Annotated in this window: 22 protein-coding genes, 1 tRNA gene and 1 pseudogene; 12 read left to right on the top strand and 12 right to left on the bottom strand. The window is 57.9% G+C overall.

Translation table 11 applies throughout. The features are described from left to right. From ACQY4M_RS07230 to ACQY4M_RS07215, 4 genes and pseudogenes are all read right to left on the bottom strand, one after another. Nucleotides 1–198, bottom strand: a 198-nt coding sequence (locus tag ACQY4M_RS07230; RefSeq protein WP_428542620.1) for a hypothetical protein, incomplete at its 3' end; no start/stop codon positions are given. 6 nt (nucleotides 199–204) lie between these two features. Then, entirely contained in the window at nucleotides 205–1,335 is a 1,131-nt protein-coding gene (locus ACQY4M_RS07225) for a polysaccharide biosynthesis/export family protein (protein ID WP_428542617.1), read from the bottom strand. A gap of 169 nt (nucleotides 1,336–1,504) precedes the next feature. Next, nucleotides 1,505–2,548, bottom strand: coding sequence for an IS5 family transposase (locus ACQY4M_RS07220; protein ID WP_428539227.1), 1,044 nt, complete (start codon nucleotides 2,546–2,548; stop codon nucleotides 1,505–1,507). 171 nt (nucleotides 2,549–2,719) lie between these two features. After that, nucleotides 2,720–2,872 (bottom strand): annotated as a pseudogene (locus tag ACQY4M_RS07215) (capsule biosynthesis protein CapA); the annotation flags it as partial. Between the two features lie 67 nt (nucleotides 2,873–2,939). Between ACQY4M_RS07215 and ACQY4M_RS07210 the strand changes: the two are divergent. Beyond that, nucleotides 2,940–4,072 (top strand): IS3 family transposase gene (locus ACQY4M_RS07210; protein WP_428539245.1). Its coding sequence is split into 2 segments (ribosomal slippage): nucleotides 2,940–3,192 and nucleotides 3,192–4,072, totalling 1,134 coding nucleotides; the frame shifts between segments, so codons are not numbered across the junction. Between the two features lie 38 nt (nucleotides 4,073–4,110). Here the strand turns inward: ACQY4M_RS07210 and ACQY4M_RS07205 are convergent. After that, nucleotides 4,111–5,274: a capsule biosynthesis protein gene (locus ACQY4M_RS07205; RefSeq protein ID WP_428542614.1), complete on the bottom strand. Its 1,164-nt coding sequence runs from the start codon at nucleotides 5,272–5,274 to the stop codon at nucleotides 4,111–4,113. Nucleotides 5,275–5,491: 217 nt separating this feature from the next. Between ACQY4M_RS07205 and ACQY4M_RS07200 the strand changes: the two genes are divergently transcribed. The 6 genes from ACQY4M_RS07200 (at nucleotide 5,492) to ACQY4M_RS07175 (ending at nucleotide 9,206) form a co-directional block, all read left to right on the top strand. Next, nucleotides 5,492–6,091: a riboflavin synthase gene (locus ACQY4M_RS07200; protein ID WP_428542611.1), complete on the top strand. Its 600-nt coding sequence runs from the start codon at nucleotides 5,492–5,494 to the stop codon at nucleotides 6,089–6,091. After that, nucleotides 6,088–6,657, top strand: a complete 570-nt coding sequence (locus ACQY4M_RS07195; protein WP_428542608.1) for a hypothetical protein — start codon at nucleotides 6,088–6,090, stop codon at nucleotides 6,655–6,657. The genes ACQY4M_RS07200 and ACQY4M_RS07195 overlap by 4 nt, the downstream gene beginning before the upstream one ends. Before the next feature lie 13 nt (nucleotides 6,658–6,670). After that, nucleotides 6,671–7,768, top strand: coding sequence for a 3,4-dihydroxy-2-butanone-4-phosphate synthase (gene ribB / locus ACQY4M_RS07190; RefSeq protein WP_428542605.1), 1,098 nt, complete (start codon nucleotides 6,671–6,673; stop codon nucleotides 7,766–7,768). After that, a complete protein-coding gene (locus ACQY4M_RS07185) occupies nucleotides 7,768–8,325 on the top strand; it encodes a 6,7-dimethyl-8-ribityllumazine synthase (RefSeq protein WP_428542602.1) in 558 nt (185 codons plus the stop codon). The genes ribB and ACQY4M_RS07185 overlap by 1 nt, the downstream gene beginning before the upstream one ends. After that, entirely contained in the window at nucleotides 8,322–8,777 is a 456-nt protein-coding gene (gene nusB / locus ACQY4M_RS07180) for a transcription antitermination factor NusB (RefSeq protein WP_428542599.1), read from the top strand. Before ACQY4M_RS07185 ends, nusB begins: the two co-directional genes overlap by 4 nt. A gap of 114 nt (nucleotides 8,778–8,891) precedes the next feature. Next, nucleotides 8,892–9,206: a hypothetical protein gene (locus tag ACQY4M_RS07175; protein ID WP_428542596.1), complete on the top strand. Its 315-nt coding sequence runs from the start codon at nucleotides 8,892–8,894 to the stop codon at nucleotides 9,204–9,206. A gap of 68 nt (nucleotides 9,207–9,274) precedes the next feature. Here ACQY4M_RS07175 and ACQY4M_RS07170 read toward each other — a convergent pair whose 3' ends face one another. Next, entirely contained in the window at nucleotides 9,275–9,400 is a 126-nt protein-coding gene (locus tag ACQY4M_RS07170) for a hypothetical protein (RefSeq protein WP_428542593.1), read from the bottom strand. Between the two features lie 65 nt (nucleotides 9,401–9,465). Beyond that, nucleotides 9,466–10,509 carry an IS5 family transposase gene (locus ACQY4M_RS07165; protein ID WP_428539227.1) on the bottom strand — a complete coding sequence of 348 codons (1,044 nt, stop codon included), beginning with the start codon at nucleotides 10,507–10,509 and terminating at the stop codon, nucleotides 9,466–9,468. A gap of 246 nt (nucleotides 10,510–10,755) precedes the next feature. On the opposite strand from ACQY4M_RS07165, the gene ACQY4M_RS07160 reads away from it, so the two are divergent. Then, a complete protein-coding gene (locus tag ACQY4M_RS07160) occupies nucleotides 10,756–11,982 on the top strand; it encodes an IS256 family transposase (RefSeq protein ID WP_428539582.1) in 1,227 nt (408 codons plus the stop codon). 677 nt (nucleotides 11,983–12,659) lie between these two features. Here ACQY4M_RS07160 and rpoH read toward each other — a convergent pair. Beyond that, entirely contained in the window at nucleotides 12,660–13,556 is an 897-nt protein-coding gene (gene rpoH / locus ACQY4M_RS07155; protein WP_428542590.1) for an RNA polymerase sigma factor RpoH, read from the bottom strand. 182 nt (nucleotides 13,557–13,738) lie between these two features. Here rpoH and ACQY4M_RS07150 point away from each other — a divergent pair, with 182 nt between their 5' ends. After that, nucleotides 13,739–14,782 (top strand): IS5 family transposase, encoded by a 1,044-nt coding sequence (locus tag ACQY4M_RS07150; protein ID WP_428539221.1) that lies wholly within the window; start codon nucleotides 13,739–13,741, stop codon nucleotides 14,780–14,782. A 161-nt stretch (nucleotides 14,783–14,943) separates the two neighbouring features. Here ACQY4M_RS07150 and ACQY4M_RS07145 read toward each other — a convergent pair whose 3' ends face one another. Continuing rightward, the gene (locus ACQY4M_RS07145) at nucleotides 14,944–15,993 is read right to left on the bottom strand and encodes an RluA family pseudouridine synthase (RefSeq protein ID WP_428542587.1); all 1,050 of its coding nucleotides are present in this window, start codon (nucleotides 15,991–15,993) and stop codon (nucleotides 14,944–14,946) included. Here ACQY4M_RS07145 and ACQY4M_RS07140 point away from each other — a divergent pair. Then, complete coding sequence (locus ACQY4M_RS07140; protein WP_428542584.1) at nucleotides 15,992–16,309, top strand: DUF6476 family protein; 318 nt, start codon at nucleotides 15,992–15,994, stop codon at nucleotides 16,307–16,309. The two genes, ACQY4M_RS07145 and ACQY4M_RS07140, sit on opposite strands and share 2 nt — an antisense overlap. A 91-nt stretch (nucleotides 16,310–16,400) precedes the next feature. Continuing rightward, nucleotides 16,401–16,922: a DUF805 domain-containing protein gene (locus tag ACQY4M_RS07135; protein ID WP_428542581.1), complete on the top strand. Its 522-nt coding sequence runs from the start codon at nucleotides 16,401–16,403 to the stop codon at nucleotides 16,920–16,922. A gap of 68 nt (nucleotides 16,923–16,990) precedes the next feature. Here ACQY4M_RS07135 and ACQY4M_RS07130 read toward each other — a convergent pair whose 3' ends face one another. Together ACQY4M_RS07130 and ACQY4M_RS07125 are read right to left on the bottom strand one after the other, a co-directional pair. Continuing rightward, complete coding sequence (locus ACQY4M_RS07130) at nucleotides 16,991–19,159, bottom strand: DEAD/DEAH box helicase (protein ID WP_428542578.1); 2,169 nt, start codon at nucleotides 19,157–19,159, stop codon at nucleotides 16,991–16,993. Between the two features lie 125 nt (nucleotides 19,160–19,284). Beyond that, nucleotides 19,285–19,361: transfer RNA gene (locus ACQY4M_RS07125), tRNA-His, on the bottom strand. Nucleotides 19,362–19,467: 106 nt separating this feature from the next. Between ACQY4M_RS07125 and ACQY4M_RS07120 the strand changes: the two genes are divergently transcribed. Continuing rightward, a complete protein-coding gene (locus ACQY4M_RS07120; RefSeq protein ID WP_428542575.1) occupies nucleotides 19,468–19,653 on the top strand; it encodes a DUF6324 family protein in 186 nt (61 codons plus the stop codon). On the opposite strand, the gene ACQY4M_RS07115 is transcribed toward ACQY4M_RS07120, so the two are convergent. Then, nucleotides 19,637–20,086 (bottom strand): MmcB family DNA repair protein, encoded by a 450-nt coding sequence (locus ACQY4M_RS07115; RefSeq protein WP_428542572.1) that lies wholly within the window; start codon nucleotides 20,084–20,086, stop codon nucleotides 19,637–19,639. The genes ACQY4M_RS07120 and ACQY4M_RS07115 overlap by 17 nt on opposite strands. Between the last annotated feature and the right edge of the window lie 62 nt (nucleotides 20,087–20,148).

Here is a 20,148-nt window from a genome sequence, read left to right as displayed (position 1 = left end):
TTCGCCCCGTGGGGATGTCGGGCTTTTGCCCCAGACCCCGACCATATCCCCGTCCGATGGCTTGCCCAGCTTGATGTCGTAACCTGCCAGTTGCAAAATCCGCCGGATGCGGCTTTGGGTCAGAAAACCGCCGTTATAAACAAAAAGCCGCCGGCGGGTTTCCCCGTCGGCGGCCTGTGTTTCATCACGCAAAGGCATCAATCCCTAGTTGCCCGCCAATGTGTTTATCGTATTGGCCGAATTCAGCGTGCCCATCCATGCGGACAGTGTTTTGCTCCACTGCACGAATGGCGCTTCGGTGATATAGATGGTATCGCCATCGCGGATCATGAAATCCCGGGCCACGAAAATACCGTTCGGTTTGGTCAGGTCCAGCACATAGATCATGCGCTGTTCCCCCTGCAAATCCTTGCGATTTAGAACGGCATTGGCAATTTTTGCCGGTTCTTCACGCAATACGAATACACCTTTGGGGTCTGCAAAGTTCGAGCTTAGCCCGCCGACCTGCGCAATTGCTTCCATCGCAGACAGATGTTGCGAGGTGAATTTCACCCGGCTTTGTGCACCCGTTGCGCCAAGGGCGGTAAAGTCACGTGTGTCCTGTTCGATCAGGATACGGTCGCCGCCCCGCAGGGGGATGTCCAGTTCCGGATGCTTGTACAGATCCTCGAACCAGATTTTACCTTGCTTGTTGCCGCGGATCACGGTGATTTGCGTTACTTCCGGCTCAACAGATATACCGCCGGCTTTGGCCAGCATTGACCCCAGCGTGCGCGTGGGCCGCTCGATCGGGTAAACCCCTTGGCCGCCAACGCCGCCCACAATCGAAACCGTTGCGCCGTCCCCGGCCAGACGGCTGACCAGAACCTGCGGGTCTGGCGTTTGTTTGTCCAGCTTCTGGGTGATAACCCGCCGTAATGCTTCGGGCGTATTGCCCGCTGCGCGGATGCGACCGGCATAGGGGATAAAGATAAATCCGGCACCATCTACCTGTACTTCCTGCAAAGGCGTGGCACTGGTACCCGGCGCGCCAAGCAAAGGATCATCAACATTTTCCCAGATGGTCAGTCCAAGAACATCCCCTGCATGGATGGTGTCAGATCCAACAACACCGGCATTGATAAAGGCTTTGGAAAACCCGAGCGCCGGAATTACATTGGTTACGCGTGCGACGTGGTCGTTTACCGTTACGACAAATGCATTGCCATCTTTTTCAACCGAACCCGAAATGATTTCGCGTTTGGTTGGGCCGGAACGGGGCAACCCGCACGAAGAAACCACGGCAACAGCCGCGGTCAGGGCCACTGCTTTGGCCAGTTTTGAACCCGTAAACATTACGCCGGGTCTCCTTTAGGGAACCTCTGTAAATTCCCGTTTTCGCCTTCTTCGCGGCGGGGTGGACGGTTTTTCGCCTGTCCCGCCTGATTGCTTCGGATCATAAACCCATTTTCACCGGTTTCAAGCCGGTTTTGGGTATTTCAGGCACACCTCACCCCATGAACCCTTATCCCGGCGCCGCCAGGCCGCATTCGAACTGGACGAAGCGCTTCATGTTGTAGACCAGGTTCATCATCCCGATGCGAAATCGCGCCCGCTTCAGGCCGATGGAGCGGATCAGCTTGCCGCCCATGGAGCGCTCCTGAAAAGCGAATACATGCTCGACCCGGACCCGCACTTTCGAGCGCCTCCGGTTGGCCTTTTGCTGGCGCTCGCCAAGCGGCTTGCCGCGCCTGCCCTTGTGATGGATATGGCTGTGAAGCCCCCGCTCTTCCAGCTCGCTTTCGATCTTTTGCGAGCGATAGGCGCTGTCGGCCCACAGGTCCGATGAGGTGTTGCTCGCATCAATCAGACCGGCAAGCGCCTGGCTGTCATGCACGGCGGCATCGGTGACATCATAAGCGCGGATGAATTTGTGCCGCCGGTCGACATTGATGTGGTTCTTGTAGCCGTAATAGCTCTTGCCGTGCTTCTTCGTCCAGCGCGCATCCACGTCCTTCTGGCGCTTCTTGTGGGGTTTTTCCTCCCACTCTTCAGGCGTTTCGCCCGCCTTGATTTTCTCGTTCTCGTCCCTTTTGTTGTGCTGGCGCGGCGCCGGAACGATGCTCGCATCAACAATCTGCCCGCCCATCGCCAGATAGCCCTTTTCGCGCAGAAAGGCATCGAACTTGTCAAACAGCTCCTTCATCTTCCCGGCCCCGGCCAGCCTTTCACGGTAGGCCCAGATGGTCTTGGCGTCAGGTACGCTGTCTTCAATGCCAAGGCCGAGAAACCGCATGAACGACAGGCGGTCGCGGATCTGATACTCGATCTGATCGTCAGAGAGGTTGTAGAGCTGCTGCAAAACCATCGTCTTGAATATCAGCACCTCATCCCAAGGCGGGCGGCCAGCGTTGGATTTGCGCTGTTCGGGCGGCGTGCGCCATATGGCCTTCAGCTCGTCCCGGTAATCCTCGAACGGCACCATGTCGTTGAGCAACACCAGCGGATCACCAGATTTGTCCAGTCCCGCGTATCGGCTGGAAAGATCAAAAAATCCCATCTGACCCATGACAAAACCCCGTCGGTCGAATCATTTTCATCCTGATGACGATTCTACCCCGTCAGGCCGGATTTTGGGGGATTTTTAGAGGTTCCCTTTACATTATTATTATCAGCCTCAAGATTGGGTGGCAAGTTACGGGAAACAGGTTATTTAATCCAGTCCCTGATTGCGGTGTGACTAGTTAACGATGTGCAACTGTTGCCTTGGTGCCGCGTTTCCTGCCTTAAGCGCATCGTATGGGTCTTGTGGGGCCAGCACCAAATCAACCGCCAGTCGCATCAACTGATCCCGCCCGCGTGCCGAATAAAACCCGCCCGGAATTTGTGATGTTAGAGGTGGTCGCGGAAATTCGGACCAGTTGTTAAGGTGGATCGACTTATGAGAAAGACGATTCAAAATGACGAAACGAAAGAACCATTCTCCCGAATTCAAAGCCCGCGTTGCGCTTGAAGCAATCCGCGAGGAAATGACGATGGCGGAGCTGTCGAAGAAGTATGGTGTGCATCCAACCCAGATTGGCACATGGAAACGAGCAGCGATTGAAAACATGGCCACGGCATTTTCCAGACGGGGCCGTGATCCTGATCGGGTTGATGAAGCCCAGATTGAGAAGCTGCACTCCAAGATTGGTCAGCTGGTCGTGGAACGGGATTTTTTAGCCAACGCCTCGCAACAGTTGCTCGGGAAGCGAGGCAAAAAATGGTGAGCCGTGAGCATGATCTGAGTGTGCGACGACAATGCGGGCTACTTTCTCTGGCGCGCTCGAACCTGTATTACCAGCCAAAAGGCGAAAGTGCTGAAAATTTGCGGTTCATGACAATAATCGACAAGCAATTCTTGCAGACGCCGTGGTATGGATCACGGCAAATGGCCCGGCACATGCAGCGCCAAGGTTACAAGTGTGGTCGCCACAGGGTCCGCCGTTTGATGCGGCTGATGCGGTTGGTTCCGATCTACCAGACGCCCAACACGAGCAAGAAACATCCGCAGCATAAGATCTACCCGTATCTGCTGCGAGACCTGACGATTGATCGTCCAAACCATGTGTGGTGCGTAGATATCACCTACATTCCGATGCAGCGCGGGTTCCTCTATTTGGTCGCGATCATGGACTGGCACAGCCGCAAGGTTTTGAGCTGGAGATTGTCAAACAGCATGGAGGCAGATTTTTGCGTTGAAGCCCTGAAAGAGGCTATGGCCAAATACGGCAAGCCCGATATCATGAACAGCGACCAGGGCAGCCAGTTCACCGGGTTTGAATGGACGCAGGCGCTGAAAGAAGCCGACGTGAAAATCTCGATGGATGGCAAAGGTCGCTGGGTCGATAACCGGATGATCGAGCGGCTTTGGCGATCCTTGAAATACGAATGCATTTACCTCAACGCATTTGAAACGGGTTCGCAGACCCGCGCCGGGATCGGGAAATGGTTGGCTTACTACAACACCGAGCGCCCGCATTCCACCCACGGAATATTGACCCCGGATGAAGCCTATGACAGAAAAACAAAACCAATGAGTTTGGCAGCCTAAATGAAACCCTGATCCATCTTAAACTGGCTGCTGACTGGTCAAAAAAGTGGGACCACCTCTGTTTCCAGCAAATACTGGCGATATTCTTTGTAGGCGCGGATATCGGGGCGGTCGGGTTTGTCAAAGAATTCGTCCAGTGGCAGGGTGGAAACCAGTTCCGGCTTGTCAAATACGGCGACCCCGAACACCTTCAGCGGAATTCCGCGCCGCAGCACCTGTAGGGCAGCGGTGGAATTTACCGTAACAGCACTTCTGGCGTGGTCCAGCAATTGCGCCAGCTTGCCGCCCGGCACATAGTGCACCCGATCGGCAACCCCGTGTTTTTCGGCCAGATGCGCCACGAGACGCCGCAAGGCAAGGCGGCCATTTTCCAGCGGGTGCGCTTTGAAAACAAGGTGATGATGGGTTGGCGCGCCTTTGGCAAAACCTGTAATCACCAGCTCCAGAAACTCGGCCATCGACGCAAACGGGCTGTGCGCCTGAAAGCTGCTGTCATGTTCCAGTTGCAGCAGGGCCAGATGGTAAGGATACCCCCCGCGCATGATCCGCCGTGTCGCCACCCTTCGGCTGACCCAATGGGCAGGCATCATCAGCAAGCGGCGCAGATACAGCCGGAATTCGGCCACCACCCCCAGATCTCGGTGCGGTTTGAAATGGCGGTAGGCGCCGTTTCTAAACATCACGAACCAATGGTAAAGCGCGCCATAAAACACATGCTGGCGCATGTCGCCCCAATGGGCCGGTGCCTCGGGGCTGGTCAGTTCGGTGCCGGCCAGAACCTTGCGCATATCATCGACAGACATATCCATCAGGCGGGAATGGCCGTTGCTGCCGCCGCGTTCATAAGTCACCCAGTAGGGGCGCAAATAGCCCTCTTCGAACACATGCACCGTCAGTCCGGCGGCTTTGGCGTGCTTCACCGCCTTTGCGTGGATAAAACGGGTGTCGCCATATAGAACGATGTCGGTCACGCCTTTTTCAGCGACAATTGCGGCAAACCTGTTCGGCCATTTTTCCTGCGGTTCTTCAAAGGAAATAAAGCTGCTTTTATCAGACCAGAACGCGCGGTCCCCGGCGTTGAACCCGACCCGCCACACCTGCGCCCCCGCTGTATGCAGCATTTTGCCCAGCCGGTTGAAAAAGGGTCCATGCGGCCCCTGAAGGAACAGAAAACAGCGATCCGCGCCGGTTATATTACCCATAACGCCCTACAAATTGTTACTATGCCAATGGTTCTAGCAAAACCGCATGCTGTGTCACGCAATTTTCGCTAATTGTCGCGGGTTCCCCCGATTGTGTGGCGTTTTCCCTTTCATTGGGGTTATTCTGGGAACAATCCCTGCGGCATTTCGTTTCTTTCGCGGTATTGCGAGTCAGGGCGGCAAAGGCTAGGTCTGTCCGACAAACAGGAGTGCGGCAATGTTCACGGGGATTATCACGGATATCGGTCAGGTTCTGGCGGTCGAGATGCGGGGCGATATGCAGGCGCGGATCGGCACCGGCTATGACGTGGCGGGCATCGACATTGGCGCGTCCATCGCCTGTGATGGTGTTTGCCTGACGGTAGTGGCGCTGGGCACGGATCCGCAGAACTGGTTTGACGTGCAGATTTCGGCGGAAACGCTGGATAAAACTAACCTTGGCAAATGGGCCAGAGGCAAACGTATCAATCTGGAACGCGCGCTGAAGGTCGGGGATGAATTGGGCGGACATATCGTGTCGGGCCATGTGGACGGGCTGGCCGAAATCATCGCCATGCAGGACGAAGGCGACAGCACCCGCGTTACCCTGCGCGCACCCGATGCGCTGGCTGGTTTCATCGCCCCCAAAGGCTCGGTCGCGCTGAACGGCACGTCGCTGACGGTGAACGAAGTAAAGGACACCGATTTTGGCATCAATTTCATCCCCCACACCAAAGCGGCCACCACATGGGGCGACGCGGCGGTCGGGGATATGGTCAATCTGGAGATCGACACACTGGCCCGCTATGTGGCGCGATTGCGGGAGTGGGGACAATGACCCTTGGCCACAACAACGGCCCGACAATGGCCACCGGCACCGGCTTTCGCAAATATTGCTGGAGCAAGGCGCGCGCCGACCTGCTGCCCAAACTGCCGATTGAAGTAATCCGCCGCCGCGTGAAACGGGCTGCCGAATTGGGACTGGATTACAAATCCTATGCCTCGATCCGTGCCACCAGCGGCCATGATGTGGTGGCGTTCCTGTTTTCCTCAAACGCGCTGCGTCTGCTGAAGGCAAACGGCGGGATGCCTGTGGGCCGGAGCGAAAAACTGGCCGCGTTGCAACGCTGTGGCCGTCTGGTCGCCGTGCAATCACCGCTAACCCCGCAGGACATGCAGCGCGCGGCCGCCAAGGCAGACATCCCGCTGGACACCATCATCACCGCACCTGGCCTGCACCATACATGGGGCGAAACCCGCGCCATTCTGCTGACCGCCCTTGCCCCGCAAAGCCTGCCCGCTGACCGCGTGGTGGCCATTGGCGACACCGCCCTGGAACGCGACTGGTGTGCCGCTGGCCGTCTGGCCGGATACCTAACTGCCGAAACCTTTTTCGGCGCCTGAACAGGACACATCAATGACCGATACTTCCTCAGCCATTTCCCCGATCGAAGACATCATCGAGGACGCCCGCAACGGCCACATGTTCATTCTGGTGGATCACGAGGACCGCGAGAACGAAGGTGATCTGGTGATCCCCGCACAGATGGCCACGCCCGAGGCGATCAACTTTATGGCCAAACACGGCCGCGGACTGGTCTGTCTGACCCTGACCGGCGAGCGTATCGACGCGCTGGGCTTGCCGCAAATGGCGTCGGGCAATTCCAGCCGCTATGACACGCCATTCACCGTGTCGATCGAGGCCCGCGAAGGCGTGACCACCGGCATTTCCGCCCACGACCGCGCCCGCACCGTGGCCGTGGCCATCGACCAAAACAAAACCGCCGCCGACATCGCCATCCCCGGCCATATCTTTCCTCTGCGCGCCCGTGAAGGCGGGGTGCTGGTGCGCGCTGGGCACACCGAAGCCGCCGTGGACGTCAGCCGTCTGGCCGGTCTGAACCCCTCGGGCGTGATCTGCGAGATTATGAACGAGGACGGCAGCATGGCCCGTCTGCCTGACCTGATCGAATTTGCCAAAACCCATGACCTGAAGATCGGCACCATTTCCGATCTGATCGCCTATCGCCGCCGCCATGACCATCTGGTGAATGAAACCGCCGTGCGGGCCGTGACCAGCGAATTCGGCGGTGACTGGATGATGCGGATATTCACCGATGAAACGCAAGGGGCCGAACATATCGTGCTGTCCAAGGGCGATATCATAGGTGACGACCCTGTGCTGGTGCGGATGCACGCCCTGAACCCGCTCGAGGATGTTCTGGGCCTTGGCCCCAGTCCCGCCTGCGAACTGCCCGCCGCGATGAAGATGATCGCGGACGAGGGACGCGGGCTGATCGTGCTGCTGCGCGATACCGAAATGAAATTGTCGGACGAGGATGAAGAGGCCCCGCGCACCCTGAAGCAATACGGCCTTGGCGCGCAGATATTATCGGCGCTTGGCTTGAAACGTCTGGTGCTGGCCACCAATTCACCTTTGCCCAAGGTCGTTGGCCTTGAGGCTTACGGGCTGTCCATCGAGGGCACCCGCGCCATTCCGAAGGAGATGATCTGATGGCTGCCAATGAACAGCACTACACCCCGCCGCTGCCCAGCTTTGACAAGCCCGTGAAGCTGCTGATCGTGGTTGCGCCTTACTACAAGGACATCGCCGACAATCTGGTGGCCGGTGCCAGGGCGGCGATCAAAGAGGCCGGGGCCACATATGATCTGGTCGAGGTGCCCGGCGCGCTGGAAATTCCCACCGCCATCGCCATTGCCGATGCCACCAGCAATTTTGACGGTTTTGTCGCGCTGGGCTGTGTGATCCGTGGCGAAACCACCCATTACGATACCGTCTGCAACGACAGCAGCCGCGCCCTTTCACAAATGGGTTTGCGCGGGATTTGCATCGGCAACGGCATCCTGACGGTCGAAAACCGCAAACAAGCGGACGTGCGCGCCGACCCCTCTGACCAGAACAAAGGGGGCGGTGCTGCAATTGTGGCCTTGCATCTGGTGGCATTGTCGCGCAAATGGGGCCGCAAGACGAAAGAGATCGGGTTTATGCCCGCCTCCGAAGAATTCCTGATGGCCGATAGCGGCCCCGATATTGGACCCGACACAGCATGACCGACAAACGCCAAATGAAATCTGCCGCCCGCCTTTATGCAGTGCAGGCGCTGTTTCAGATGGAGCATTCCGCCCAGACCATCGACGCCGTGCGTCAGGAATTCGAAGACCACCGTTTCGGCGCCACCTATGACGGTGACGAAATGGCCGAAGGCAACGTCAACCTGTTCCGCGGCCTGCTGGAAAACGCAGTCGAGGCGCAGGCGCCGATCGACCAGATGACCGACCGTGCGCTGGTGGCAAAATGGCCTCTGAAACGCATTGACCCGACCCTGCGCGCGCTGTTTCGCGCCGCCGGTGCCGAACTGCTGCGCATGGACACGCCGCCCAAGGTGGTGATCAACGAATATGTGGATGTCGCCAAGGCGTTCTTTCCCGATGGCCGCGAACCCAAATTCGTCAACGCCGTGCTGGACCACATGGCGCGCGAGGCCAGGCCGGAAGCGTTCTAGGCGGCTTTTGCCCAATGCGACAAGAAACCCCTTGGAATCATTCCAGCCTTTGCTAAACTGCCCGTAGCGCATCTAGCTTAGGATTGTAACCCATCTAGCTTAGGATTGTAACCAATGCCCAAACTGATCAGCCTGTATATCCGCAACGTCCTGTTCGGCTTTGCCCTGTCCGGCGTTTTTGTCGGCACAATGCTGTATCTGAACATCGCGAATATGTGGCATCTGGTCAGCACCTCCAGCATGGGCTGGGTGGCGGCGCTGATGCTGTTCATGTTCAACGGCATCGTGTTCGCCGGTGTGCAATTCGCCATCGTGATCATGCGGATGGAAAAAGACGACGAGCCCAAAGGCGGCAAGCGTGACGCTCTGATTGTGGAACTGCAACCGATTGCGATTCCGGTGGACGAGGGACAGGGGCGCCGCCGGTAGGGGTTAATTGATACTGGCCGGGTAGTGAATATCTGGCATAGTTCCGCAATGAGGGACCAATCAAAGCTTTAATCAAAGTGCGCCGACGTCCGGTTTAGAAAAACATATGGGAACCTCTGTAAATTCCCGTTTTCGCCTTCTTCGCGGCGGGGTGGACGGTTTTTCGCCTGTCCCGCCTGATTGCTTCGGATCATAAACCCATTTTCACCGGTTTCAAGCCGGTTTTGGGTATTTCAGGCACACCTCACCCCATGAACCCTTATCCCGGCGCCGCCAGGCCGCATTCGAACTGGACGAAGCGCTTCATGTTGTAGACCAGGTTCATCATCCCGATGCGAAATCGCGCCCGCTTCAGGCCGATGGAGCGGATCAGCTTGCCGCCCATGGAGCGCTCCTGAAAAGCGAATACATGCTCGACCCGGACCCGCACTTTCGAGCGCCTCCGGTTGGCCTTTTGCTGGCGCTCGCCAAGCGGCTTGCCGCGCCTGCCCTTGTGATGGATATGGCTGTGAAGCCCCCGCTCTTCCAGCTCGCTTTCGATCTTTTGCGAGCGATAGGCGCTGTCGGCCCACAGGTCCGATGAGGTGTTGCTCGCATCAATCAGACCGGCAAGCGCCTGGCTGTCATGCACGGCGGCATCGGTGACATCATAAGCGCGGATGAATTTGTGCCGCCGGTCGACATTGATGTGGTTCTTGTAGCCGTAATAGCTCTTGCCGTGCTTCTTCGTCCAGCGCGCATCCACGTCCTTCTGGCGCTTCTTGTGGGGTTTTTCCTCCCACTCTTCAGGCGTTTCGCCCGCCTTGATTTTCTCGTTCTCGTCCCTTTTGTTGTGCTGGCGCGGCGCCGGAACGATGCTCGCATCAACAATCTGCCCGCCCATCGCCAGATAGCCCTTTTCGCGCAGAAAGGCATCGAACTTGTCAAACAGCTCCTTCATCTTCCCGGCCCCGGCCAGCCTTTCACGGTAGGCCCAGATGGTCTTGGCGTCAGGTACGCTGTCTTCAATGCCAAGGCCGAGAAACCGCATGAACGACAGGCGGTCGCGGATCTGATACTCGATCTGATCGTCAGAGAGGTTGTAGAGCTGCTGCAAAACCATCGTCTTGAATATCAGCACCTCATCCCAAGGCGGGCGGCCAGCGTTGGATTTGCGCTGTTCGGGCGGCGTGCGCCATATGGCCTTCAGCTCGTCCCGGTAATCCTCGAACGGCACCATGTCGTTGAGCAACACCAGCGGATCACCAGATTTGTCCAGTCCCGCGTATCGGCTGGAAAGATCAAAAAATCCCATCTGACCCATGACAAAACCCCGTCGGTCGAATCATTTTCATCCTGATGACGATTCTACCCCGTCAGGCCGGATTTTGGGGGATTTTTAGAGGTTCCCATATGTATTTAAAGACTGATTTGCGCCCCAGAGTTTGCCAGTTTCGGGATGCGGGTAGAAGGTAGTGTCGCGAGTTTGGTGGAAATTCGAGGACGGCGTAATCTCCGGGTGCATCGAAGCCACCCAACCGGCGGCTGGAACCGCCAAGGAGATCACGCCATGACAAAGAATACAGCAACATCGACATCCGCGCTACTGGCCAATGAAGCAGGCTATGACCCGATTGAAGACCGGCTGCGCCAGAACATCCGCGCGACGATCGAGGCGGTTTTCGAAGAGGAGCTGGAGCAGTTTCTGGGCCGTTGCCGGTATGGCCGCAGCGGCGGGGCAAAGGCCGGATACCGCCACGGGCATCGCGAGCGGCAACTGGTCGGAACATTTGGAACCGAAACGGTGCGCGTGCCGCGTGCGCGGATCACAGGCGAGGCCGGCAAGGCCAGAGAATGGCGCTCGAAGGCATTGCCCCGCTACCAGCGGCTGACGAAGAAGGCCGAGGCGCTGATCGCTGCTGTCTACCTTTCGGGCACCAACACACGGCGGGTAAAACGCGCCCTGTTCGGCCTGTTTCAGGGGGCGGTCAGCAAGGATGTGGTGAGCCGCGCCTGGCGCAAGGTGAAGGTGGACTGGCAGGCGTGGTGCGCCCGCAGCCTTGCGGATGAAGACATCGTGCGGCTGATCCTGGACGGCACCGTGATCAAAACGCGGATTGACAGGAAGGCCACCAATATCTCGGTTCTGGCCGCGATTGGCGTGCGCCGGGATGGGCAGAAGGTCTTGTTATCACTGATGAACATGGGCGGCGAAAGCACCTCCGCCTGGCGTCAGTTCATCAACGATCTGGATGCGCGCGGGTTGAAACGGCCCGAATTTGTCATCGTGGACGGGGCACCGGGACTTGAGGTCGCTCTCATTGCCCTCTGGGGTGAAGATCTGCCGATCCAGAGGTGCACGGTGCACAAGCACCGCAACCTTCTGGCCAAGGCACCCAAGCGTATGCATGATGAGTTGACAGAAGATTACCGCGACATGATCTACGCCAAAACACCCGAGGAAATCGCCACCCGCCGCAAGGCATTTCTGCGAAAATGGCGGCTGAAATGCAAGGCCGTCGCTGACAGCTTGGAAGAAGCAGGAGATAAGCTTTTCACCTTCACGCGTCTGCCACAAGGCCAGTGGAAATCGGCCAGAACGACAAATGCGATCGAACGCCTGAACGAGGAATTCCGCCGCCGCATCAAGACCCAGACCGTGCTGCCATGCGCCGAGACCGTGCCGATGCTGCTTTGGGCTCTGATGGCCTCGGGGCAGATCGTCATGCGAAAGGTCGATGGCTGGGAAACGCTCGCTCAGCCCGTCGCCGACGCAACCCTTGACCAAGCCGCCTGACCGGCGCATAACTCAACCCGCTCGGAGGTGCCTGAAATCAATTTCCACCACTTTCGAGACACAACCATGAGCAGTGCAGATGATGTCAAAAACCTTGTTAAAGAACTTGAGACCATGCAGTCGACACTGGGTGACGTTCACAGGCAGGTCTCGAGTTTTCAAAGTGTTATATTATCAACGCCGAGAATGACCTCAAAGTTAAATCAAGCCAAGAGACGAACTGTAAATTCCGTCAGCGATCTTTTGGATTTTCTCTCAGAAGCATCAATAAATATAGACACGACTTTAGTCGCCATACAGTAGCTTTGTTCAAACTCCGTAAGCCAGACCCACAACCTAATAACCAGCCTAATAACCAGCGGCATTTTTTTAGGAATCCAAAAGTGGCGGGCCCGCGCAGGCCGTGGGGTGCGTAAATTCCCGAGAACCTGTATGTACAGGTGGGTGCCGGGTAAATGGACCAGGATCCAGACAGAGCCAGCTCCCTTTCGGTTGAGTAAGGCCACCGGAATTGAACCCCGTTTACGAGAAAGGCAGAACCCGCCACTGCTTAACCTAGGGGGCAGGGGGCGCGCATACAAGGGCTGCCCGACCGCAAGACATCAAAAAGGCGGCATAATCGCCGCCTTTGTCCGATTAACCCGTCGCGCGGGATTTATGGGCCTAGCCCTGACGGCCTATGCGGGTTCCAGCAGGCCTTTTTCCTTGGCCAACTCGCGCATCCGTTTCTGGATTTTTTCGAACGCCCGCACCTCGATCTGGCGGATACGTTCGCGCGATACATCGTACTGGCCGGACAGTTCTTCCAGTGTCACCGGCTTGTCGCGCAGGCGGCGCTGTTCCAGAATGTCCTTTTCGCGGTCATTCAGAACCTCCATCGCCTGCACCAGCAGTTCACGACGCACGTCCAATTCGTCTTTCTTTTCGTAATCGCCCGCCTGATCGGCGTTTTCATCCTCAAGCCAGTCCTGCCACTGCATGGTGCCTTCGCCTTCAGAGCCGACCACCGCGTTCAGCGAGGCATCAGAGCCCGCCATCCGCTGGTTCATCGAGATCACCTCTTTTTCAGTGACCCCCAGATCAGTGGCAATGCGCTTGACATTATCGGGGTGCATGTCCCCTTCTTCCAGCGCACCGATGCGCGCCTTGGCCTTGCGCAGGTTGAAGAACAGTTTTTTCTGCGCGCTGGTGGTGCCCAGTTTCACCAAGGACCACGACCGCAGCACATATTCCTGAATGCTGGCGCGAATCCACCACATCGCATAGGTCGCCAGACGAAAGCCTTTTTCCGGATCAAACCGTTTCACCGCCTGCATCAGACCGACGTTGGCCTCGGAAATCACCTCGGCTGTGGGCAGGCCATAGCCGCGATAGCCCATGGCGATTTTCGCTGCCAGCCGCAGGTGCGACGTCACTAGCTTGTGCGCCGCTTCCGAATCCTCGGTTTCGGCCCAGCGTTTGGCCAGCATGTATTCCTCTTCCGGCTCCAGCATCGGGAATTTGCGGATTTCCTGCAAATAGCGGTTCAACCCCCCTTCAGGGGTAGGTGCCGGGAGATTTGTATAATTACCCAAGTTCAGTGCCCTCTTCGCAGTTATGTTTATTGCGTTAACATTCAGGTAGTCACGATTTCGCAGACTTCAAGTTTCTTCCTGCGTTTTGTCAATATTCAGTCTATAAGACCTCTGCATAACATCGGGATTCCCCCGGGTTGGCCGTTTTGGTAAGCTAGCCGGGAAATCTCTGGGGTGAATAGATGGACCTTTTCCTGCACGAAGCGGCGGCACGGATCGGCGCGGATGACGTTCTGTCGAAGATCGACGCGCTGATGGATTGGAACTCGTTTTTGCCGATCCTGCGGCGCGGTCTGGGGCGCTCGGGGATCGGGCCTCAGGGCTATGATCCGCTGGTTCTGTTCAAGTGTCTTCTGGTTGGCCAGTGGCACGGGCTGAGCGACCCGAAGCTGGAGCGGGCCTTGAAGGTGCGGCTGGATTTCATGCTGTTCTGCGGGCTCGATCTGCACGCGTCGGTGCCGGATGAGACGACCCACTGCCGGTTCCGCAATGCGCTGGTCCGGGGTGGCGTTTACGATGAGCTGCTGGCCGAGGTCTGCCGCCAGATCGAGGCGCATGGGCTGAAGCTGAAAGAGGCTGAGGCGGCGATCATTGATGCGACCCTGATCGCGGCGGCGGCGCGCCCGCGCACCCATATCGACGCCCCGCAGGACCGGGCAGAGGACGGGGCAAGGGAAGGGACGCCGGATGATCCGCCCGAGGTCTCACCCGACGGGGCACAGCTGCATTTCAGCGCCGACCCTGATGCCCGCTGGGTCAAGAAGGGCCGCAAGAGCACGCTCGGCTACAAGGGCTTTGCCCGCTGCGACGAAGAGGGCTTTATCGACAAGGTGCACACCACGCCCGCCAATGCCGCCGAAAGCCCCGAATTCGCCACCATGATCGCGGGCGCAAAGGCGCAGCGGGTGCTGGCCGACAAGGCCTATGCGAGCAAGGCCAACCGCCAGATGCTGCGCGGCAAATACCGCGACGGCATCCTGCGCAAGGCAGCGCGCGGCCGCCCCCTGCGGCAATCGGAGAAACGCTTCAACCGGCTGATTTCGAAACGCCGCTTCCGCATCGAGCAGACTTTCGGCACGATGAAACGCCTCTTCGGCCTGCAGCGGGCGAGATATTTCGGGCGCGCCAGGGTGCATGCCCAGATGGTCATGGCCGCCATCGCGCAAAACCTGCTCAAGGCCGCAAACAGGATCACCCTCAACCCGCAAACCCCCGCAATCGCATAGCCCCAAACCCCGCCACCCGTCTGTCCGCCGGACCCGCAGGGGCGCAAGGTGGGCGGCCGAAATCTTGCTTCAACCGAAAGCCATGGCCTCATGCAGAGGTCTTTCTATGTTAACTCCATATGAATATAACATGAAAAAACGTCCATCTTTGTGACAAAAGCTCACGTTGATGTGCTTTTGCGTGTCAGATTGGCAATTAATTGCGCCATATCTTCGGGCATTTCTGCCTGAAAGCGCATAGCCTCGCCGCTGACAGGGTGTTTGAACCCCAATGTCGCCGCATGCAGCGCTTGCCGTGGAAAGGCCCGCGCGGCGGCCTGTCCTGCCTCGCCCACCGCCTTGAGCGACAGCTTGCGCCGCCCGCCATAGGTGGGATCGCCAATCAGGCTGTGACCGGCATGGGCCATATGCACGCGGATTTGATGGGTGCGGCCGGTTTCCAGCCAACATTCGATCAATGACGCCACCACCGGCTCCCCGAAGGTCTGGATAATGCGCGACCGCGTGACCGCATGGCGACCAGACCCGAACAGCACCGCCTGCCGTTGTCGATCCGTTTTGTGGCGGGCCAGTTGCGTGGTGATGCGCATGATGTTCCCGGCCTCGAAATTCACGCCCTTCACCCCGCGCACCCGTGGATCGGACGCATCCGGCGCGCCGTATACCACCGCCAGATAGCGCCGTTCAACCGTGTGCTTTTCAAACTGCGCCGCCAGCCCCTGATGCGCCACATCCGATTTGGCGACCACCAGCAGGCCAGAGGTATCCTTGTCGATCCGGTGCACAATTCCGGGCCGCGCCACGCCGCCAACGCCGGACAGCCGGTCGCCGCAATAATGCATCAGGGCGTTGACCAAAGTGCCGTTTGGCGTGCCCGGGGCCGGATGCACCACCATTCCGGCGGGCTTGTTGATGACGATCAGATCGTCGTCCTCGAACACCACGGTCAGGGGAATATCCTCGGCCTCGATATGGCTTTCGCTGGCAACCGGAACAGTGATTTCAACCACATCCCCTTCGGCCACTTTAGCCTTCTGGTTCACCTCGACCACCCCGTTCAGGCGCACCATGCCGGCGGCGATCAGCTTGGTCAGACGCGAGCGGCTAAGGTTCGCGCCCTCTGGCACATCCTTTGATAACGCCTTATCAAGACGCGGGAACGGGTTTGGCCCGATCACCACCGTTACTGTATCAGAGGATGTTTCAGCCATGAATGACGCCCCGCTTGAGCCGGAAGAGCCGGCCAACCTGAAATTCCTGCGCCGGTTGGTGACAACCCTGACCGGCACAATGATTGTGGGCGTTGTAGTGATCATTGGCCTGCTTGTCATGCGGATTAATGGCAAACCCGCGCCGGTGGCCACGGGCCTTGATCTGCCTGCAAGCATCACTTTGCCCGACGGCACGCGCGCGACGGCATTTACGACGGGAAAAGGGTGGTATGCCGTGGTCACGGACAGGGACGAAATTTTAATCTATGACGCGGATAGCGGGGAATTGCAGCAGACAGTCAGAATTGAGTACTAACGATCGCTGTTCGAATATATTTGATTTTCTCCTAATGGGCGCTACAACTTTAAGTAACCAAAAATTATCAAGCAATTATCAGGAGCGACCAATGGAACTTTTTACTTCATTTGACGGACGGATTTCCCGCAGTTCCTTCTGGCTGGGAATTCTCGGGCTGATACTGATCTCGTTTATATCTGTTTTTATACTTGGTTCGTTTATAGCCAGAACAGGCAGCATCCCACGATTGGCCCCGTTGATTATAACCATTATCCTGCTTTTCCCCGCAGCGGCCATCACCGTAAAGCGCCTGCATGACCGCAACAAACCGGCAATGCCGTGGCTGCTGATCTTCTTTCTGCCCGGCATTGTTTCAAATCTGATGAAGGCATTCAGGATAGACTACACCGTTGTGGATATGAAAGAAGTCATGGAAACTTCTGGTATGATGGGATTTGGCCGGATGCGATCCATGTTTGGAATGGGTGAATTTGAAATGCTTGTTCCGGGATCAATTGCGATGGTGGTTGGCCTGATCTCGTTTGTGGTCGGCATATGGGCCTTGATCGAACTGGGGTTCCTGAAAGGCACGACCGGCGAAAACAGCTATGGGCCTGATCCGCTGGGCTAGGTGTATTAGCGCTTGAAACGACAAAGGACGCGTCCAGACAGACGCGCCCTTTTTTTCTTTACTCGTGGCTAGGTCCGTTTCTTGCCCATCGGCTTGGATGTCTTCTTCTTACCCGAAGGTTTGGCGAACTTGCCCTTGCCGCTGTCTTTGTGGCGCGGTTTGCGTGCACCGCCCCGATCATTGGCCCCTAGGTTCTTGGGCCGTGGCTTGCCACCTTTGCGTTTGGGCATCGCATCTGCTTCGCCACCGAATTTTGGTGCGAAATCAGACTTGGGCGCCTCTTTGTGGCGCGGTTTGCTGTCGTATTTCGTGGCCGACTTGGGCTTGCCTTTGGCGGCCGGTTTATCCCCGTCCGTATCCCATTTGGATTTGCCCTTGTAAGGCGTGCGGGGGCTGTCACCATCGGCGCTGTCCCATTTCTTTTTGCCTTTATAGGCCGGTTTGCCACCATCGCGGTCATCCCTGCCTTTATAGGCCGGCTTTCCACCGTCCCGATCACCCTTGCCCTTATAAGCGGGCTTGCCACCGTCGCGGTCTCTGTCCCACTTTTTCTTGCCCTTGTAAGCAGGCCGGTCATCCTCGCCTTCGCGGCGTTTATAGGGGCGTTTCTTGCCGCCTTGGGGTTTGCCGCGTGGTTGTGGGCCAAGGTCCGGCGGGGTGTCCAGCACCGTCACCTTGATGCCTTCTTCCAGTTCTTTCTTGCCGCCCAGTGCCTTCATGAAATCACTGGCAATCTGCGCGTTCAACTGCACGAATGTTTCGTCCGGTTGCATCCGGATCGCACCGATATCGCGTTTGGTGATGTCACCGGCGCGGCACAGCATCGGCAACAGCCAGCGCGGCTCGGCCTTTTGGTTGCGACCGATGGTCAGCGATACCCATGTGCTTTCGGCGAATTCGTCACGCGGGCTGCGCACGTCCGGCCCTGTGACTGAAACGGTTTGCAGTTCCTCCGGTGCAGAGCGCTGATCGCGATATTGTGTGATATAGGCCGCTGCAATCTGTTCCGGCGTATGGGCCGCCAGCAGTTTTGCCACGAATTCCTGATCCACTTCGTCGCTGACCTTGAAACCTTCCAGCAGGCGTTCGTTATCGCGTTCCTCGACCTGTTTGGCGGTGGGCGGTGTGTCCCATTTTGCGGTAACCTTGGCCCAGCCCAACAGACGTTCGGCCTTTTTGCGCTGGCTCATTGGCACGATCAGGGCCGAAACCCCTTTGGACCCCGCCCGACCGGTCCGGCCCGAGCGGTGCAACAGCGCCTCTTTGTTTTGCGGCAGGTCCGCGTGGATCACCAGATCAAGCCCTGGCAGGTCAATCCCGCGTGCGGCAACATCGGTGGCAATACAAACCCGCGCACGCCCGTCGCGCATGGATTGTAGCGCGTGGGTGCGTTCGTTCTGGCTCAGCTCGCCCGACAGCGCTACAACCGACATGCCACGATTGTTGAATTTCGCGGTCATATGGTTCACGGCGGCGCGGGTGGCGCAAAACACCAGCGCATTTTGTGCCTCGTAATAACGCAGCAGATTGATGATCGCGTTTTCCTTGTCCGCCGGTTTTACGACCAAAGCGCGGTATTCGATATCGCTGTGTTGCTTGGTCTCGCCCTTGGTCTCGATCCGCACCGCATCGTGCTGATAGGTTTTGGCCAACACCGCAATCGGACGTGACACCGTAGCAGAAAACAGCAGGGTGCGGCGGTCCTTGGGCGCTTCGTCCAGAATGAACTCCAGATCTTCGCGAAAGCCCAGATCAAGCATTTCGTCGGCCTCGTCCAGCACCACACAGGCGCAATCGGACAGATCCAGCGCGCCGCGTGTCAGGTGGTCGCGCAAGCGGCCCGGCGTGCCGACAACAATGTGAACACCACGATCCAGCGTGCGCCGTTCGGTGCGCGCATCCATGCCGCCCACACAAGAGCCGAATCGTGCGCCGGTTTCGGCATAGAGCCACTGCAATTCGCGCATCACCTGCAACGCCAACTCGCGCGTTGGCGCGATGATCAGCGCCTTGGGGGCACCGGCGCGGCCAAAGTTTTCGTCGCCGTCCAGCAGCGTAGAGGCCATCGCAATCCCGAAGGCCACGGTTTTCCCCGAGCCGGTCTGCGCCGATACCAATGCATCGCGCCCCACCAGATCTGGGTCCGACATCGCCTGTTGCACAGGGGTCAGTGTTTCATAGCCTTTGCGCGTGAGCGCACGGGCCAGCGGGGTTATCAGGTCGGATAGGTCGGTCACGGCGTTTTGGTCTTTCAAAATAGGGGCGGCAGGGCGCAAGCGGCCCAGATAGGGGGTTGTTACACCAAAGGCAACAGCTTGTCTTTGGTCATGGTTGACGGGGATTTGCGGGAAATCGGTTTGGATGGTACCAGCGCCCCGAATTGAACGGGGGACCTCTTGATCCACAATCAAGCGCTCTAACCAACTGAGCTACGCCGGCACACGGTGCCCAATTAGCGCCCGATGATGTGCTTTGCAAGAGGCCATGCTTGAAAAAGAGGATGAATCTGCGTATCGCTGTCATTCATTCAACCGGAGACCCGAATATGAGCATCGACAGTGAAAGCGATATCACCGCAAATATCCAGATCGGCCCCACCTCGCTGGGCATGGTCCGCATCTATATCGAGGCCGAGGGGATCGACCTGCCGATGGATTTCTCGCCGGAAGAGGCGCTGGAAATCGCCGAGGAACTGACCGCGGCGGCGAAAACTGTCATGGGTGGAAAATAGCGCCCGCATCGGGGTCCATCAACCGCTGTAGACGGGTGGCGGCATGGCGGGCGAATTTGCGTGTCAGGGCGCTGCGCCGCGCGGCGGGCAGTTTGGTCTGCGGACCATTGCGGATGATTTCGGCATCAAAAGCATCGGCAATGATCAGGCCGGTTTCGGATGGTAACAGATCGGTGTCAAACTCCTGATCCACAGCCCAGAAATACCGGTCACACCATTCCAGATAGCCCTGCCATTTGCGATCCGTCTGAAAATCGGCACGGGATGATTTGCACTCAACCACCCAGATTTCCCCTTTTGGCCCCAGCGCCATCACATCCACCCTAAGGCCCCGCACAGGCACCAGTTCGGTTACGCAGGCATAGCCCAGATCGCGCAGATGGCGGCAAGTGCCGCGCGCCAGAAGTTGGCCGGGTTGAAGGCTGGATATCATGCTGCAATCATGAACAATAGGTGAACAAAATGCAAGCCACTGTAGCTCGCCACGCAATTTTA

Origin of the sequence: Profundibacter sp. (genome assembly GCF_965277155.1) — a bacterium.
In the GTDB taxonomy this organism is placed as follows: domain Bacteria; phylum Pseudomonadota; class Alphaproteobacteria; order Rhodobacterales; family Rhodobacteraceae; genus Profundibacter.
The sequence above is the reverse complement of the archived record's forward strand: the minus strand, read 5'-3'. Positions and strand labels throughout refer to the sequence as shown.

Excerpts from the sequence above, each read along its gene's own strand:
- ribB (WP_428542605.1), top strand. The coding sequence starts at position 6,671 with ATGACCGATACTTCCTCAGCCATTTCCCCGATCGAAGACATCATCGAG.
- ACQY4M_RS07205 (WP_428542614.1), bottom strand. The coding sequence starts at position 5,274 with ATGGGTAATATAACCGGCGCGGATCGCTGTTTTCTGTTCCTTCAGGGG.
- ACQY4M_RS07150 (WP_428539221.1), top strand. The coding sequence starts at position 13,739 with ATGGACCTTTTCCTGCACGAAGCGGCGGCACGGATCGGCGCGGATGAC.
- ACQY4M_RS07220 (WP_428539227.1), bottom strand. The coding sequence starts at position 2,548 with ATGGGTCAGATGGGATTTTTTGATCTTTCCAGCCGATACGCGGGACTG.
- ACQY4M_RS07165 (WP_428539227.1), bottom strand. The coding sequence starts at position 10,509 with ATGGGTCAGATGGGATTTTTTGATCTTTCCAGCCGATACGCGGGACTG.
- ACQY4M_RS07115 (WP_428542572.1), bottom strand. The coding sequence starts at position 20,086 with ATGATATCCAGCCTTCAACCCGGCCAACTTCTGGCGCGCGGCACTTGC.
- ACQY4M_RS07160 (WP_428539582.1), top strand. The coding sequence starts at position 10,756 with ATGACAAAGAATACAGCAACATCGACATCCGCGCTACTGGCCAATGAA.
- ACQY4M_RS07200 (WP_428542611.1), top strand. The coding sequence starts at position 5,492 with ATGTTCACGGGGATTATCACGGATATCGGTCAGGTTCTGGCGGTCGAG.
- ACQY4M_RS07140 (WP_428542584.1), top strand. The coding sequence starts at position 15,992 with ATGAATGACGCCCCGCTTGAGCCGGAAGAGCCGGCCAACCTGAAATTC.
- ACQY4M_RS07135 (WP_428542581.1), top strand. The coding sequence starts at position 16,401 with ATGGAACTTTTTACTTCATTTGACGGACGGATTTCCCGCAGTTCCTTC.
- ACQY4M_RS07145 (WP_428542587.1), bottom strand. The coding sequence starts at position 15,993 with ATGGCTGAAACATCCTCTGATACAGTAACGGTGGTGATCGGGCCAAAC.
- ACQY4M_RS07170 (WP_428542593.1), bottom strand. The coding sequence starts at position 9,400 with ATGATCCGAAGCAATCAGGCGGGACAGGCGAAAAACCGTCCACCCCGC.
- ACQY4M_RS07185 (WP_428542602.1), top strand. The coding sequence starts at position 7,768 with ATGGCTGCCAATGAACAGCACTACACCCCGCCGCTGCCCAGCTTTGAC.
- ACQY4M_RS07225 (WP_428542617.1), bottom strand. The coding sequence starts at position 1,335 with ATGTTTACGGGTTCAAAACTGGCCAAAGCAGTGGCCCTGACCGCGGCT.
- nusB (WP_428542599.1), top strand. The coding sequence starts at position 8,322 with ATGACCGACAAACGCCAAATGAAATCTGCCGCCCGCCTTTATGCAGTG.
- ACQY4M_RS07195 (WP_428542608.1), top strand. The coding sequence starts at position 6,088 with ATGACCCTTGGCCACAACAACGGCCCGACAATGGCCACCGGCACCGGC.
- ACQY4M_RS07175 (WP_428542596.1), top strand. The coding sequence starts at position 8,892 with ATGCCCAAACTGATCAGCCTGTATATCCGCAACGTCCTGTTCGGCTTT.
- ACQY4M_RS07120 (WP_428542575.1), top strand. The coding sequence starts at position 19,468 with ATGAGCATCGACAGTGAAAGCGATATCACCGCAAATATCCAGATCGGC.